General features: G+C 69.5%; 12 protein-coding genes and 2 pseudogenes. 10 read left to right on the plus strand and 4 right to left on the minus strand.

What is annotated here, in order from left to right:
• Together A5706_RS25410 and A5706_RS25415 are read right to left on the minus strand one after the other, a co-directional pair.
• Positions 1-694: pseudogene (locus A5706_RS25410) on the minus strand (1,4-alpha-glucan branching enzyme); the annotation flags it as partial.
• 6 nt (positions 695-700) lie between these two features.
• Positions 701-2,794, minus strand: coding sequence for an alpha-1,4-glucan--maltose-1-phosphate maltosyltransferase (locus A5706_RS25415; protein WP_231985412.1), 2,094 nt, complete (start codon positions 2,792-2,794; stop codon positions 701-703).
• 221 nt (positions 2,795-3,015) lie between these two features.
• Between A5706_RS25415 and glgP the strand changes: the two genes are divergently transcribed.
• A complete protein-coding gene (glgP, locus tag A5706_RS25420; RefSeq protein WP_068137134.1) occupies positions 3,016-5,643 on the plus strand; it encodes an alpha-glucan family phosphorylase in 2,628 nt (875 codons plus the stop codon).
• On the opposite strand, the gene A5706_RS25425 is transcribed toward glgP, so the two are convergent.
• On the minus strand, positions 5,627-7,633 hold the full coding sequence (locus A5706_RS25425; RefSeq protein WP_068137137.1) for an ATP-dependent DNA helicase: 2,007 nt from the start codon (positions 7,631-7,633) through the stop codon (positions 5,627-5,629). The genes glgP and A5706_RS25425 overlap by 17 nt on opposite strands.
• Positions 7,634-7,642: 9 nt before the next feature.
• Positions 7,643-8,998, minus strand: coding sequence for a nicotinate phosphoribosyltransferase (locus tag A5706_RS25430; protein WP_369831956.1), 1,356 nt, complete (start codon positions 8,996-8,998; stop codon positions 7,643-7,645).
• Between A5706_RS25430 and clpS the strand changes: the two genes are divergently transcribed.
• The 9 genes and pseudogenes from clpS to rdgB all read left to right on the plus strand — a co-directional run bounded on the left by clpS (position 8,997) and on the right by rdgB (position 14,876).
• Positions 8,997-9,302: an ATP-dependent Clp protease adapter ClpS gene (clpS, locus tag A5706_RS25435; RefSeq protein WP_066928670.1), complete on the plus strand. Its 306-nt coding sequence runs from the start codon at positions 8,997-8,999 to the stop codon at positions 9,300-9,302. The genes A5706_RS25430 and clpS overlap by 2 nt on opposite strands.
• A 25-nt stretch (positions 9,303-9,327) precedes the next feature.
• Positions 9,328-9,912, plus strand: coding sequence for a DUF2017 domain-containing protein (locus tag A5706_RS25440; protein ID WP_068137145.1), 585 nt, complete (start codon positions 9,328-9,330; stop codon positions 9,910-9,912).
• A 16-nt stretch (positions 9,913-9,928) separates the two neighbouring features.
• Entirely contained in the window at positions 9,929-10,969 is a 1,041-nt protein-coding gene (locus A5706_RS25445) for a P1 family peptidase (RefSeq protein WP_068137149.1), read from the plus strand.
• Positions 10,970-11,002: 33 nt separating this feature from the next.
• A pseudogene (locus tag A5706_RS34565) lies at positions 11,003-11,071 on the plus strand (hypothetical protein); the annotation flags it as partial.
• A 48-nt stretch (positions 11,072-11,119) separates the two neighbouring features.
• Entirely contained in the window at positions 11,120-11,788 is a 669-nt protein-coding gene (locus tag A5706_RS25450; protein WP_068137151.1) for a rhomboid family intramembrane serine protease, read from the plus strand.
• Positions 11,785-12,600 carry a glutamate racemase gene (gene murI / locus A5706_RS25455; protein ID WP_068107585.1) on the plus strand — a complete coding sequence of 272 codons (816 nt, stop codon included), beginning with the start codon at positions 11,785-11,787 and terminating at the stop codon, positions 12,598-12,600. Before A5706_RS25450 ends, murI begins: the two co-directional genes overlap by 4 nt.
• A 71-nt stretch (positions 12,601-12,671) precedes the next feature.
• Complete coding sequence (locus A5706_RS25460) at positions 12,672-13,454, plus strand: cyclic nucleotide-degrading phosphodiesterase (RefSeq protein ID WP_068137154.1); 783 nt, start codon at positions 12,672-12,674, stop codon at positions 13,452-13,454.
• Positions 13,455-13,481: 27 nt separating this feature from the next.
• Entirely contained in the window at positions 13,482-14,261 is a 780-nt protein-coding gene (gene rph, locus A5706_RS25465) for a ribonuclease PH (protein ID WP_068137158.1), read from the plus strand.
• A 9-nt stretch (positions 14,262-14,270) separates the two neighbouring features.
• A complete protein-coding gene (gene rdgB, locus A5706_RS25470) occupies positions 14,271-14,876 on the plus strand; it encodes an RdgB/HAM1 family non-canonical purine NTP pyrophosphatase (protein WP_197517973.1) in 606 nt (201 codons plus the stop codon).
• Positions 14,877-15,022: the final 146 nt, after the last annotated feature.

Below are 15,022 nucleotides of genomic sequence, written 5' to 3' on the forward strand. Positions count from 1 at the left end.
TGCGCGTGACGCGGGACGCCGTGTGCGGCGGGACTTCGGTGGCGAATGCCATGGGGTCGGCCCGCTCGGTCACCACGCCATCGGCGCCGTGCACCCGGAACTTGTACAGTCCATCCACCGGAAAGCCGGGCCAGAACAACTCCCATACCCCGGAGGAGCCGAGCACCCGCATCGGCGCGTCGTTGCCGGTCCAGCCGTTGAACTCACCGATCAAGTTGACGCCCTTGGCATTCGGCGCCCACACGGCGAAAGAGACCCCGGTCACGACGCCGTCGGCCGTGGTGAACGAGCGGGGATGGGCGCCGAGGACTTCCCACAGCCGCTCGTGGCGGCCTTCGTTGAACAGATGCAGGTCGACTTCGCCCAGGGTGGGCAGGAAGCGGTAGGCGTCGGCGACGACGTACGGGTCGGAACCCTCGTAGGTCACCTCGAGCCGGTAGTCGATCAGGTTGGTGAACGGGAGGGCGACGGCGAACAGGCCGGCTTCGACGTGCTGCAGCGGGAACCGATCCTCGCCGACGAGCGCGACGATTTCCCGCGCGTGCGGGCGAAACGCGCGGATCACCGTGTGATCGCCGTACTCATGGGCACCGAGGATGCCGTGCGGGTTGTAGTGCGCGCCGGCCACCAGGCGCGCCAAGTCGGCCGGGTCAGGCGCCAGATCCAGTCCGGCCAGTTCGTCGGTTCGGCTCACAGCCCGTCACCTCCTACGCAGCAGCGTGATTCGCGATTCGTAAGGTATGAGCGGCATGTTGATGATGTGCGCGACCGCCTGCCCGGGATCGAGGCGAATGTAATTGGATTGCCCCCATTGAAATTCCTGACCGCTGATCTCGTCGCGCACCCAAAAACGCTCATAAGGTTCCATACCCAATGCCGCCATGTCCAACCACAGCGTCGCTTCCTCGGGCCCGAACGCGTTGAGCGTCACCACCACCAGCACGCAGTCGCCGGTGGCCGGGTCGAACTTGCTGTAGGCAATCACCGCGTCGTTGTCCACGCCATGGAAATGGATCGTGCGCAGCTGCTGAAGCGCCGGGTGCAGCCGTCGAATCATGTTGAGCCGCTTGATGAAGGGCTCGAGTGATCGGCCTTCGGCCAGCGCACCCGCAAAGTCGCGGGGACGCAATTCGTATTTCTCGGAGTCCAGGTACTCCTCGCTGCCCTCCCGCACCGCACGGTGTTCGAACAGCTCGTAACCGGAGTACACGCCCCAGGCGGGTCCCATGGTCGCCGCTAGCACCGCGCGGATGGCGAACATGCCCGGGCCGTTGTGCTGCAGCACCGCATGCAGGATGTCGGGGGTGTTGACGAACAGGTTCGGCCGCCGAAAGTCGGCGAGGGCCGCGATGTCGTTGCCGAATTCGGTGAGTTCCCATTTGGACGTGCGCCAGGTGAAGTAGCTGTAAGACTGCGTGAAGCCGAGCTTGGCCAGGCCGTACTGCCGGGCGGGCGGGGTGAAGGCCTCCGAGAGGAAGAGCACGTCGGGATCGGCGTCTTTGACCTGACCGATCAGCCAGGCCCAGAAGTCGGGCGGCTTGGTGTGCGGATTGTCGACCCGAAAGAACTTGATGCCGTGGTCAATCCAGTGCCGAACCACCCGCAGCACTTCGTCGTAGAGACCCGCCGGGTCGTTGTCGAAGTTGATCGGGTAGATGTCCTGGTACTTCTTCGGCGGGTTCTCCGCGTAGGCGATGGTGCCATCGGGCAGTTCGGTGAACCACTGCCGGTGTTCGCGGGCCCACGGATGATCGGGCGCGCACTGCAACGCCAGGTCCAGCGCCACCTCCATGCCCAGATCGCGTGCGGCGGAAACGAAGTCGTCGAATTCGTCGATCGTGCCCAGGTCCGGGTGTATCGCGTCGTGGCCGCCCTCGTCGCTGCCGATCGCCCACGGGGATCCCACGTCGCCGGGTGCGGCCGTCGGGGAGTTGTTGCGGCCCTTGCGATGTACCTTGCCGATCGGATGGATCGGCGGGAGGTAGACGACGTCGAAGCCCATGTCCGCGATCCGCGGGAGCTGGGCGGCCGCGGTGGCGAAGGTGCCGTGCACGGGCTTGCCGTCCTTGTCCCAGCCGCCCGTCGAGCGCGGAAACATCTCGTACCACGCGCCGAAACGGGCCAGCGGCCGGTCCACCCACACCCCGAACTGCTCGCCGCGGGTGACCAGGTCGCGCAATGGATACTCCGCCAGGAGTTCCTCGATTTCGGGGGCCAGCGCCAGCGTGGTGCGAGTGACCGGGTCCCCGGGCGTCCGCAGCGCCTTGGCCGCCGCGAGTAGCGGGTCGCGATGCGCCCGCGGCACACCGGTCGCGGCACGCTCGAACAGCGCGGCTCCCACCAGGAGATCGTTGGACAGCTCGGTCGCGCCCTGCCCGGCGTCGAGCTTGGCGACCAGCCCGTGCCGCCACGAGTGAATGGGGTCGCCCCACCCGTCGACGCGGAAGGTCCACAGCCCGACCCGGTCGGGGGTGAACACACCGTGGAAAACGTAGGGTTCCTCGCCCTCCGTCATCGGGAGGAGCAGCGGCCTGATGCGCTGCTCGGCGGCCTTGCCGTCGACCGCCGGTGCGGTCCGTTCGGGGGCCTGGACGGCCTTGACTCGGCGCATTTCGGTTACCTGCGGATAACGCTGGCCGTGGTAACGCACGACCAGGGTCGCCGCGACCGCCTCGTGGCCTTCTCTCCAGACCGCGGCGCTGACCGGGACCATCTCACCGACCACCGCCTTGGCGGGGTACGCGCCGCAGGAGACGACGGGCTGGACGTTGTCGATCTCGACACGACCGGGCACAACCACTCCGTTTCGATTGTGTGGCGAGACCGCGCTGTGCTTCGCCGCGGAATGTCTCGCCTCTCAGAAACTTCCTGCCGTGGGACTCCATCTAACGGACCGCATCGTTGCGGCCCCATCACTAACCGATACCCACCCTAGTGGGCGATCACACACCGTCGAAGACGAACGAGCACTCACTGGACCTGCGAGCGGCGAAATCCTCAGTAAGGTAATGACGTGTGAAAGCCCTTCGCCGCTTTACGGTCCGTGCTCATTTGCCCGAGCGTCTCGCCGCGCTGGATCAGCTTTCGACCAACCTGCGGTGGTCGTGGGACAAGCCCACCCAAGACCTGTTTGCGACCATCGACGCGGAGCTGTGGGCGCGCTGCGGCTGCGATCCGGTGGCGCTGCTCGGTGCGGTGAGCCCGGCGCGGCTGGACGAGTTGGCGCTCGACGAAGGATTCCTGGGCCGGCTCGACGCGCTTTCCGCCGACCTGAACGATTACCTGAGCCGTCCGCTCTGGTATCAGCAGCGCCAGCACGCCGGTGCCGCGATGCCCGCCGCGATCGCGTACTTCTCGATGGAGTTCGGCGTCGCCGAGGTGCTACCCAACTACTCGGGCGGCCTGGGGATCCTCGCCGGAGACCACCTGAAGTCCGCGTCCGATCTGGGCGTGCCGTTGATCGCGGTGGGCCTCTATTACCGCTCCGGGTACTTCCGGCAGTCGCTCACCGCGGACGGCTGGCAGCACGAGACCTATCCGGCGCTGGACCCGCAGGGGCTGCCGCTGCGGCTGCTCACCGACTCCGCGCGCGACCCGGTGCTGGTGGAGTTGACGCTGCCCGACTCGGCGCAGCTGCGGGCGCGGGTCTGGGTCGCGCAGGTGGGAAGGGTTCCGCTGCTGCTGCTGGACTCCGACGTCCCCGAGAACGAGCACGAACTGCGCGGCGTCACCGACCGGCTCTACGGCGGCGACCAGGAACATCGGATGCGCCAAGAGATCCTGGCCGGCATCGGCGGGGTGCGGGCGATCCGCGCGTTCACCGCGATCGAGGGGCTGCCCGCCCCTGAGGTGTGGCACATGAACGAGGGGCACGCCGGCTTCCTCGGGACCGAACGCATCCGCGAGCTGATCACCGATTCGGGACTGGACTTCGACACCGCGCTGACCGTCGTGCGGTCGGCCACCGTGTTCACCACCCACACGCCGGTACCCGCCGGCATCGACCGGTTCCCGATCGACATGGTGCGGCTGTACTTCGACGACGGACTGGGCGACGGCCCGGACGAGGACGGCAAGGCGAAGGGCGCGCCCACCCTGCTGCCGGGCGTGCCGACGGCCCGGATCCTCGAGCTCGGCGCCGAAGACGATCCGACCAAGTTCAACATGGCCCACATGGGACTGCGGCTGGCGCAACGAGCCAACGGCGTCTCGTTGTTGCACGGGCGGGTCAGCCGGGCGATGTTCAACGAGCTGTGGCCGGGATTCGATTCGGCCGAGGTGCCGATCGGCTCGATCACCAACGGCGTTCACGCCCGCACCTGGGCGGCGCCGCAATGGTTGCAGCTGGGCCGCGAGATGGCCGGGTCGGATTCTTTCGGCGATCCGGGCGTGTGGCTGCGAGTCCAGGAGGTCGACGCCGGTCACCTCTGGTGGATCCGCTCGCAACTACGGTCGCTGCTGGTCGAGGATGTCCGGCGGCGGTTGCGCCGTTCGTGGCAGGAGCGCGGCGCCCCGGATGCCGAATTGGGTTGGATAGCAAAAGCTTTCGACCCCGACGTGCTCACCATCGGGTTCGCTCGGCGGGTGCCGACCTACAAGCGGCTAACGCTGATGCTGCGCGATCCGGATCGGCTGGAACAACTGCTGCTCAACAAGGAAAGGCCGATCCAGCTGATCGTTGCCGGCAAATCGCACCCGGCCGACGACGGCGGAAAGGCGCTGATCCAGCAGGTGGTGCGCTTCGCCGACCGGCCGGAGGTGCGACACCGCATCGCTTTTCTGCCCGACTACGACATGTCGATGGCCCGGCTGCTTTATTGGGGTTGCGACGTCTGGCTGAACAACCCGTTGCGCCCCCTGGAGGCGTGCGGCACTTCGGGGATGAAGAGTGCGCTCAACGGGGGGCTGAACCTGTCCATCCGCGACGGCTGGTGGGACGAGTGGTACGACGGCGAAAACGGTTGGGAGATACCGACTGCCGACGGCGTGGCCGACGAGTCCCGTCGCGACGACCTGGAATCCACCGCCCTGTACAACCTGCTGGAGCAGTCGGTCGCTCCGAAGTTCTACGAGCGCGACGAACACGGGGTCCCGCCGCGGTGGATCGAGATGGTGCGCCACACCCTGCAGACCCTCGGCCCGAAGGTGCTGGCGTCCCGCATGGTTCGCGATTACGTCGAGCAGTACTACACGCCGGCGGCGGAATCGCTGCGCAGAACCACGGCGGCCGAAGACGGCGGCGCCGAATTCGACGCGGCCCGCGAGCTGGCCGTCTACCGCCTGCGTGCCCACGAGGCATGGCCCAAGATCACCATCACCGACGTCGACAGCACCGGCCTGCCGGACACCCCGGTGCTCGGCTCCAAGCTGACGCTGACCGCGACCGTGCAGCTGGACGGGCTGGCACCCGACGAGGTGACGGTCCAGGCGCTGGTGGGCAGGGTGGACACCGGCGACGCGCTGCTGGACCCGGTCACCGTCGAGATGTCCTACACCGGCACCGCCGAGGGCGGCAACCAGGTCTTCTCGACGACAACGCCGCTGCCGCTGGCCGGAGCGGTCGGATACACGGTGCGGGTGCTGCCCAACAACCCCATGCTCGCGGCCAGCAACGAGCTCGGTCTCGTCACCCTGGCCCGCTAGCCGCGGGAGCGCGCAGCCGCTCCAGCGCGGCGCGGACCTGCGCCGGATTGGTGGTCTGCCAGAACGGCGGCAGCGACGCCCGCAGGTAGCCGCCGTAGCCGGCGGTCACCATCCGCGAGTCGAGGACCGCGACCACGCCGCGGTCGGTGACGCGGCGCAGCAGCCGGCCCGACCCCTGGGCCAGCAGCAGCGCGGCATGGTTGGCGGCGACGGCCATGAAGCCGTTGCCGCCGCGCGCGGCGACCGCGCGCTGTCGCGCGCCCAGCAGCGGGTCGTCGGGTCGCGGGAACGGGATGCGGTCGATCAATACCAGCGACAACGACGGCCCCGGCACGTCGACGCCCTGCCACAGCGACAGCGTGCCGAACAGGGAGGTCTCCTCGTCGGCGCTGAACTGCTCGACCAGCGCCGAGGTGCTGTCGTCGCCCTGGCACAACACCGGCGTCGACAGGCGCCCGCGCATGGCCTCGGCGGCGGCCCGGGCGGCCCGCATCGACGAGAACAGGCCCAGGGTGCGCCCGCCCGCGGCGGTGATCAGCTCCGCGATCTCGTTCAGCTGCTCCGCCGAGCCGGTGCCGTCCCGCCCAGGCGGCGGCAGATGGGCGGCCACGTACAGGATTCCGGCCTTGGCGTGCTGAAAAGGCGACCCCACGTCGAGGCCGCGCCAGGAGGTGTCGCCGTCCTCCCCGCCGGCCAGGCCCCAGGCCGCGGCCATGGCGTCGAAGGACCCGCCGATCGCCAGCGTCGCCGACGTCAACACCGTCGTCGAACGCGAGAACACCTCGGTGCGCAGCAAGCCGGCGACCGACAGCGGCGCCACCCGCAGCACGGGCCGCACCGAACCCCGGTTGTCCTCGTGGTCGAGCCAGACCACGTCGGTGCGATCCGGGATCGGCGGGGTGAACGACGTGAGGATCCGCGACGCGGTGTCGGAGATTTCGCTCAGCGCCGCAACGGCTTCGGCGCGCGCCGACGCCGCCTTGCTGTCGCTGGTGGTGTCGATCGCCGACCGGGCTACGGTGGCCACGTCGCGCAGCGCCGTCAGGTAGGTCGCCATCTCGTCGTCGAGGCGGTCGATGCGACCCGGCGTGCCGTCGTGGATGGCCGCGGCGAAGTTCGCGGTCGTCGCCTCCAGCCGTTGCACCAGTTCCGGATCCACCAGCCGGGTGATCCGGCGCGCGGCGACGCCGAGGGCGGCCGACGTCAGCTCGGCGGTGGCCACGGACGTCACCCGATCGACGAGCTCGTGCGCCTCGTCGACCACCAGCAACGCGTGCTCCGGCAGCACGGCCGATTCCGTGACGGCGTCGATGGCCAGCAGCGCGTGATTGGTGACGACGACATCGGCTCGGCCGGCCTCCGCGCGTGCCCGCTCGGAGAAGCACTCGGCGCCGAAGGGGCAGCGCGCCACGCCCAGGCATTCCCGCGCCGAGACGCTGACCTGCGACCAGGATCGGTCCGGCACGCCGGGCTTCAGGTCGTCGCGGTCACCCGATTCGGTCGTCGACGCCCAGGCCGTCAGGCGTTGCACGTCGCGGCCCAGCGCGCTGACCGCCACGGGATCGAAGAGATCTTCCTGCGGCCGCTCGTCGTCCGACTCGCCGGCCGCGGCGCCGTTATGGATCTTGTTCAGGCACAAGTAGTTTCGCCGGCCCTTCAGCAACGCGAAGCGGGGCCGGCGCGGCAGCGCGTCGGCGAGCGAGTCGGCCAGCCGGGGCAGGTCGCGGTCGACGAGCTGACGCTGCAGCGCGATCGTCGCCGTCGACACGACGACAGGCGCCTCGTCGGTGACCGCGCGAACGATCGCGGGAACCAGGTAGGCCAGCGACTTGCCGGTGCCGGTGCCGGCCTGCACGACCAGGTGCTCGCCGGTCTGGAAGGCCCGCTCGACCGCGCCGGCCATCTCGACCTGCCCGGGGCGCTCACTGCCGCCGAGCGCGGCCACGGCGACGGCGAGCAACCCGGACACGGACACGTCGGACGTCGTCATGCCTCGCTCTCAGGGCCGGATCTGCGTCGTCGGGATCGCGGGCTCGCCGTGCGAGAGGTTCAACCCCTCCCACGGCAGGCTGCGCAGGCCCGAGGCCACCAGCTCCCGCGCCGCCGCCAGGTCCGCGTCGAACACCGCCTCGCCGCCGCGGACGAGCGGCGTCGTCACGGCCCGACACGGCTCGGTGGTCTCCGGGGGGCGGCCCGCCGGATAGACCACCTCCTCGGTGATCGTGCCGGTCGGCCGTGCCAGGCGCAGCGCCTCTTTGCGGCCGCCGTGGGATTCCTTGTGGCTGCTTCGCTTTTGCACCGGCATGCCGTCCACCTCGACCAGCTTGTAGACCATGCTCGCGGTCGGCGCGCCCGAGCCAGTGACCAGCGACGTGCCGACGCCGTAGCTGTCGACCGGCTCGGCGCGCAGCGCGGCGATGCTGAACTCGTCGAGATCGCCGGACACCACGATGCGGGTTTGGGTGGCCCCCAGCCCGTCGAGCTGGTCGCGCACCTGACGGGCGAGCACCCCGAGCTCACCGGAGTCGATGCGGACGGCGCCGAGCCCGGTGCCGGCGGCGGCCACCGCGTTGGCCACGCCGGTCGTCACGTCGTAGGTGTCCACCAGCAGCGTGGTGCCGGCCCCCAGCGCGTCGACCTGGGCGCGAAAAGCCGCGACCTCGTCCGGGCCGTCCCGATGCGTGTGCAGCATGGTGAACGCGTGCGCGGAGGTGCCCTCGGCGGGAATGCCGTATCGGCGCTGCGCCTCCAGGTTGGAGGACGCGGCGAATCCGGCGATGTAGGCGGCGCGTGCCGCGGCGACCGCCGCCTGCTCGTGGGTTCGGCGGGACCCCATCTCGACCAGCGGGCGACCCCCGGCGGCGCTGACCATGCGCGCCGCCGCCGAGGCGATCGCCGTGTCGTGGTTGAAGATCGACAGCGCCAACGTCTCGAGAACGACGCACTCGGCGAAGCTGCCGTGCACCGAAAGCACCGGCGATCCGGGGAAGTACAGCTCGCCTTCGGCGTAGCCGTCGATATCGCCGCCGAACCGGAAATCGCGCAGGTAAGCCACCGTGTCCGGGTCGAGGAATCGGGCCAGCGATTCGCAGGCGTCGTCGTCGAACCTGAACTGCGGCAACGCTTCCAAGAGCCGGCCGGTCCCGGCGACCACGCCGTAGCGGCGCCCGTCGGGGAGCCGGCGGGCAAACAGTTCGAACGTGGTCCGGCGGTGGGCGGTGCCGTCGCGCAGCGCCGCCGCCAGCATGGTCAACTCGTACTTGTCGGTCAGTAGCCCGGCTAGGACCGGCTGGTTCATTCCGCAACGGTAACGGCTGGCGGCGACGGGCGTGTGTCTCGGTATCGTAGGGGCCATGGTTGTTGCGTCAGCGCCCACGAAACCGGGCACTACCGGGCAACGCGAGTCGGCTCCGGTGGACGTCACGGCCAGCCCGTGGGTCACCATCGTGTGGGATGACCCGGTCAACCTGATGACCTATGTGACGTATGTCTTCCAGAAGTTGTTCGGCTACAGCGAGCCGCACGCCACCAAGCTGATGCTGCAGGTGCACAACGAGGGCAAGGCGGTGGTGTCGGCGGGCAGCCGGGAATCCATGGAAGTCGACGTGTCCAAGCTGCACGCCGCGGGTTTGTGGGCGACGCTGCAGCAGGACCGGTGAGGTTCCAGGTAGTCCAGGACTCCTTGTGCGCAAATGGAAGCGCGTCGAGACCGCCAACGGTCCCCGTTTTCGGTCCGCCTTGGCCTCACACGAGGCTGCCCTGCTCATCAACCTGGTGAGCGCGATGATCGGCCTGCTCGACGAACGCGAATCTTCTTCGCCCACTGACGAACTCGAGGAGATCACCGGCATCAAGACCGGCCACGCCGAACCGCCGCGCGATCCGACGCTGCGTCGGCTGCTGCCGGATTTCCACAATCCGGACGAACTCGACGACCAAGCGGCCGATCAAGCGCCCGACGGCCTCAACGCCGCGCTGCGCAGCCTGCACGAGCCTGAGATCATCGCGGCCAAACGCGCTGCGGCGCAACGGGTCCTGGATACCGTTCCGGGCGATGGCGGCCGCTTCGAGCTGACCGAGGACGACGCGAACGCCTGGATCGCGGCGGTCAACGACCTCCGGCTGACGTTGGGGGTCATGCTCGAGATCGGACCGGAGGGCCCGGAGCGCCTTCCGGCTGACCATCCGCTGGCCGTGCACTTCGACGTCTACCAGTGGCTGACCGTGCTGCAGGAGTACCTGGTCGTGGCCTTGATGGGGTCCCGATGATGTGGATGGCGGGCGGATGAACGGCATCACCGACGTCGCGGGCATCCGTGTCGGCCACTACCAGCGACTCGACCAAGACGCGTCGCTGGGCGCGGGCTGGGCCTGCGGCGTGACGGTCGTGCTGACCCCGCCCGGGACGGTCTGCGGCGTCGATTGCCGCGGCGGTGCGCCCGGCACCCGGGAGACCGATCTGCTGGATCCGGCCAACACCGTGCGGTTCGTCGACGCGGTGTTGCTCGCCGGGGGCAGCGCCTACGGCCTGGCCGCCGCCGATGGCGTCATGCGCTGGCTCGAGGAGAACGAGCGCGGCGTGGCCATGGACGGCGGCGTCGTCCCCATCGTGCCGGGAGCGGTGATCTTCGACCTGCCCATCGGCGGCTGGGACCGCCGGCCGACGGCCGACTTCGGGTATGCGGCCTGCGCCGCCGCCGGGGCCGGCGAGGTGGCCGTCGGGACCGTCGGCGCGGGGGTCGGCGCGCGGGCCGGGGTGCTCAAGGGCGGCGTCGGGTCGGCCTCGGCGACGCTACCGTCCGGGGTCACCGTCGGCGCCCTCGTCGTGGTGAACTGCGCCGGGGAGGTCGCGGACCGGGCGACCGGCCTGCCGTGGATGGCGGACCTGATACGGGAGTACGCCCTGACACCACCGCCGGCCGAGCAGATCGACGCGTTCGCGCAGTTGCCGTCGCCGCTGAACCCCGAGCACCCGCTAAACACCACCATCGCGGTGGTCGCGACCGACGCCGCGCTGAGCCCGGCCGCGTGCCGACGTATCGCGATCGCCGCCCAGGACGGCCTGGCCCGGACGATCCGCCCGGCCCACACCCCGGTGGACGGCGATACGGTGTTTGTGCTCGCGACGGGGGCGGTCGAGGTGGCCCCGGCCGTCGCTTCGAAGCCGCCGCCCGCCGCCTTCCTGCCCGAGACGGGGCTGGTCACCGAGGTCGGCGTGGCCGCGGCCGACTGCCTGGCCCGCGCGGTGCTGGCCGGGATGTTTGCCGCCGAGTCGGTCGCCGGAATACCGACCTACCGCGACGTGTTGCCCGGAGCATTCGCCTGAAGGAAACCGTGACCTACTCGAGCCGCACCGACATCAACCGGTGCCCATGCCGGTAGCCTGGACGATGCCGAGAACGCTCTAGAAGGGCAGCTATGGGCATGACGCGCCGGCGACGATGCAGAGCGCAGCGATGAGGAGGAGCGGCGCTCAATGAGCGGACATGTCGGCCAGCCGCGCACACCAGCAACCAAGTCGAAAAAACGACCCCAGTGGGTGGTCGGCGGGGCGACGATCCTCACCTTCGTGGCCCTGCTGTATCTGGTCGAGCTGATCGACCAGCTGATGGGCGGCCGGCTGGATTCCAACGGCATCAGGCCGCTCACCACCGACGGCCTCTGGGGCATCATCTTCGCGCCGGTGTTGCACGCGAACTGGCAGCACCTGATGGCCAACACGGTGCCGCTGCTGGTGCTCGGCTTCCTGATGACGCTGGCGGGATTGTCCCGCTTCGTCTGGGCCACGGTCATCGTCTGGGTCTTGGGCGGCTTCGGCACCTGGCTGATCGGCAACGTCGGCAGCGCTTGCGGCCCGACGGACCACATCGGGGCCTCCGGCCTCATCTTCGGCTGGCTGACGTTTTTGCTGGTCTTCGGGATATTCGTGCGCAAGTTCACCGACATCGTCATCGGGTTGGTGGTGTTGTTCGCATACGGCGGCGTGCTGCTCGGCGCGATGCCGGTGCTGCACCAATGCGGGGGCGTGTCCTGGCAGGGCCACCTATCCGGTGCGTTCGCCGGTGTCGTGGCGGCCTATCTGCTGTCCGCCCCGGAGCGCAAGGCCCGCGAAAGAAAAGCCAGCGCGCGGCGGACCAAGACATGAGTTCGCCGTTGGCGCCCGTCGGGGTCTTCGACTCCGGCGTCGGGGGACTGACCGTCGCGCGGGCGATCATCGACCAGCTGCCCGACGAGGACATGATCTACGTCGGCGACACCGCCAACGGTCCCTACGGGCCGCTCTCCATTTCCGAGGTGCGCGCGCACGCGCTGGCCATCGGCGACGACCTGGTCGACCGCGGCGTCAAGGCGCTGGTGATCGCCTGCAACACGGCGTCGGCGGCCTGCCTGCGCGACGCCCGCGAGCGCTACGACGTCCCCGTCGTCGAGGTGATCTTGCCGGCGGTGCGGCGGGCGGTCGCCACCACCCGCAACGGGCGCATCGGTGTCATCGGCACCCGGGCGACCATCAACTCGCACGCCTACCAAGACGCGTTCGCCGCCGCCCGGGACACAGAGATCACCGCGGTGGCCTGCCCGCGGTTCGTCGACTTCGTCGAGCGCGGCGTGACCAGCGGGCGCCAGGTGCTCGGGCTCGCCGAGGGCTACCTGGAGCCGCTGCAGCGCGCGCAGGTCGACACCCTCGTGCTCGGATGCACCCACTACCCGCTGCTGTCCGGGCTGATCCAACTGGCGATGGGCGAGAACGTCACGCTGGTGTCCAGCGCCGAGGAAACCGCCAAGGAGGTGCTGCGGGTGCTCACCGAAACGGACCTGCTGCGCCCCCATGACGCGCCGCCCGCCACGAGGGTCTTCGAGGCCACCGGCGACCCCGAGGCCTTCACCAAACTGGCCGCGCGGTTTCTGGGTCCCGCGGTGACCGGCGTGCAACCGGTGCATCAAACCCGCGCACGCTAGCGCGCCGGGAGATTCTGGTCACACCAAAGCGGCCATGTTTTCTCCATCGCCCCATCGGGCATGGCACAGTAGTGTCCGTGCGAATAACCGTGCTCGGCTGCTCGGGCAGCGTGACCGGTCCGGATTCGCCTGCATCGGGTTATCTGCTTCGGGCACCGGATACCCCGCCGCTGGTACTCGACTTCGGCGGCGGTGTTTTGGGCGCGCTGCAGCGCTACGCCGACCCCGGTTCGGTGCACGTGTTGTTGTCACACCTGCACGCCGATCACTGCCTGGATGTGCCGGGCCTGTTCGTGTGGCGCCGCTACCATCCGTCGAAGCCGCTCGGCAAGGCGCTGTTGTACGGCCCCGGCGACACTTGGTCCCGGCTGGGCGCCGCGTCATCGCCCTACGGCGGCGAGATCGACGACTGCTCCGACATTTTCGACGTACGTCACTGGGTCGACGGCGAGCCGGTGACGTTCGGCGCGGTTACGGTGACGCCGCGCGTGGTGGCACACCCCACCGAGTCATACGGCTTGCGGATCACCGACCCCAGTGGTGCGTCGTTCGTCTACAGCGGCGACACCGGCCTCTGCGATCAGCTGGTCGAGCTGGCCCGCGGCGCCGACGTCTTCCTCTGCGAGGCCTCCTGGACGCACGCGGCGGATCGGCCGCCCGCGCTGCACATGTCCGGCACGGAGGCCGGCCGGGTCGCGCGGCAGGCCGGCGTGCACGAGCTGCTGCTGACGCACATCCCACCGTGGACATCGCGCGAGGACGTGATCACCGAGGCCAAGGCCGAATTCGACGGTCCCGTGCACGCGGTCGTCTGCGGTGAGACGTTCGATGTCCGCCGCTCCGAAAGGGTCTGACCACCCGGCGTTGGCTAGGGTTACTGGGTGTCCAAACGAGAAGACGGCCGCCTCGACGACGAGCTTCGACCCGTCGTCATCACCCGCGGATTCACCGACCACCCGGCAGGTTCGGTACTGATCGAATTCGGCCACACCAAGGTCATGTGCACGGCCAGCGTGACCGAGGGGGTGCCTCGCTGGCGCAAGGGATCGGGGCTGGGCTGGCTGACCGCCGAGTACGCGATGCTGCCGTCGGCCACCCACACGCGCTCCGACCGCGAATCGGTCAAGGGCCGGCCGAGCGGGCGCACCCAGGAGATCAGCCGGCTGATCGGCCGGTCGCTGCGGGCGTGCATCGACCTGCGGGCATTGGGGGAGAACACCATTGCCGTCGACTGCGACGTGTTGCAGGCCGACGGCGGCACCCGCACCGCGGCCATCACCGGCGCCTATGTTGCCCTGGCCGACGCGGTGACCTACCTGTCGGCCGCGGGCAAGCTTTCGGACCCGCGCCCGCTGTCGTGTGCCATCGCGGCCGTCAGCGTCGGCGTCGTCGACGGCCGGATTCGGGTCGACCTGCCCTACGACGAGGACTCCCGCGCCGAGGTGGACATGAACGTCGTGGCCACCGACACCGGAACCCTGGTGGAGGTCCAGGGGACGGGCGAGGGGGCGACGTTCCCACGCTCGACGCTCGACAAGCTGCTGGACGTGGCGTTGGCCGCGTGCGACAAGTTGTTCGCCGCCCAGACTGAGGCTCTGGCGTTGCCGTACCCGGGGGTGCTGCCCGAGGGACCGACTCCGTCGAAGGCGTTCGGCAGCTGACCGTGCCAGATGGTGATGACCCGACTGCTGGTCGCCAGCCGCAACCCAAAGAAGCTGGCCGAGCTGCGCCGCGTGCTCGACGGCGCCGGCCTGTCGGGGTTGACGCTGGTTTCGCTGGACGACGTGGCGCCGTTCGACGAGGCCCCCGAAACCGGTGCGACGTTCGAGGACAACGCGCTGGCCAAGGCGCGTGACGGGTTCGCTGCGACGGGCCTGGCGTGCGTGGCCGACGACTCGGGCTTGGAGGTGGCCGCGTTGAACGGTATGCCCGGCGTGCTGTCCGCGCGCTGGTCCGGCAACCACGGCGACGACGCGGCCAACACCGCGCTGCTGCTGGCGCAGATGCGTGACATTCCCGACGAGCGGCGCGGCGCGGCCTTCGTGTCGGCGTGCGCTCTGGTGTCGGCGTCCGGGGAGGTCGTCGTCCGCGGCGAGTGGCCCGGCTCGATCGCGCGGGAGGCGCGCGGAGACGGCGGGTTCGGTTACGACCCGGTTTTCCTTCCCGATGGCAGCGACCGCACCGCGGCGGAGTTGAGCCCGGCGGAGAAGGATGCGGTGTCGCACCGCGGTCGCGCGCTCGCGCTGCTGTTGCCGGCGCTTGGGGCGCTCGCCTGAGCGGCGCCTGTAATCACATACGCCACATCAGCCTCCGCAACGGGGCGGTTGACTTTCTGCCCGCCTCATAGAAGCCCTGTGTCAAGTAGCGGTTTCTGAGCGCTGGTTGAGCAGGGTTTGGAGGGCTTGGTGTTGGGCGGGATCGT

Origin of the sequence: Mycobacterium sp. E796, assembly GCF_001672815.1 — a bacterium.
In the GTDB taxonomy this organism is placed as follows: Bacteria; Actinomycetota; Actinomycetes; order Mycobacteriales; family Mycobacteriaceae; genus Mycobacterium.

Excerpts from the sequence above, each read along its gene's own strand:
- clpS (WP_066928670.1), top strand. The coding sequence starts at position 8,997 with ATGGTTGTTGCGTCAGCGCCCACGAAACCGGGCACTACCGGGCAACGC.
- A5706_RS25425 (WP_068137137.1), bottom strand. The coding sequence starts at position 7,633 with ATGACGACGTCCGACGTGTCCGTGTCCGGGTTGCTCGCCGTCGCCGTG.
- A5706_RS25450 (WP_068137151.1), top strand. The coding sequence starts at position 11,120 with ATGAGCGGACATGTCGGCCAGCCGCGCACACCAGCAACCAAGTCGAAA.
- A5706_RS25430 (WP_369831956.1), bottom strand. The coding sequence starts at position 8,998 with ATGGCCCCTACGATACCGAGACACACGCCCGTCGCCGCCAGCCGTTAC.
- A5706_RS25445 (WP_068137149.1), top strand. The coding sequence starts at position 9,929 with ATGAACGGCATCACCGACGTCGCGGGCATCCGTGTCGGCCACTACCAG.
- murI (WP_068107585.1), top strand. The coding sequence starts at position 11,785 with ATGAGTTCGCCGTTGGCGCCCGTCGGGGTCTTCGACTCCGGCGTCGGG.
- rdgB (WP_197517973.1), top strand. The coding sequence starts at position 14,271 with ATGGTGATGACCCGACTGCTGGTCGCCAGCCGCAACCCAAAGAAGCTG.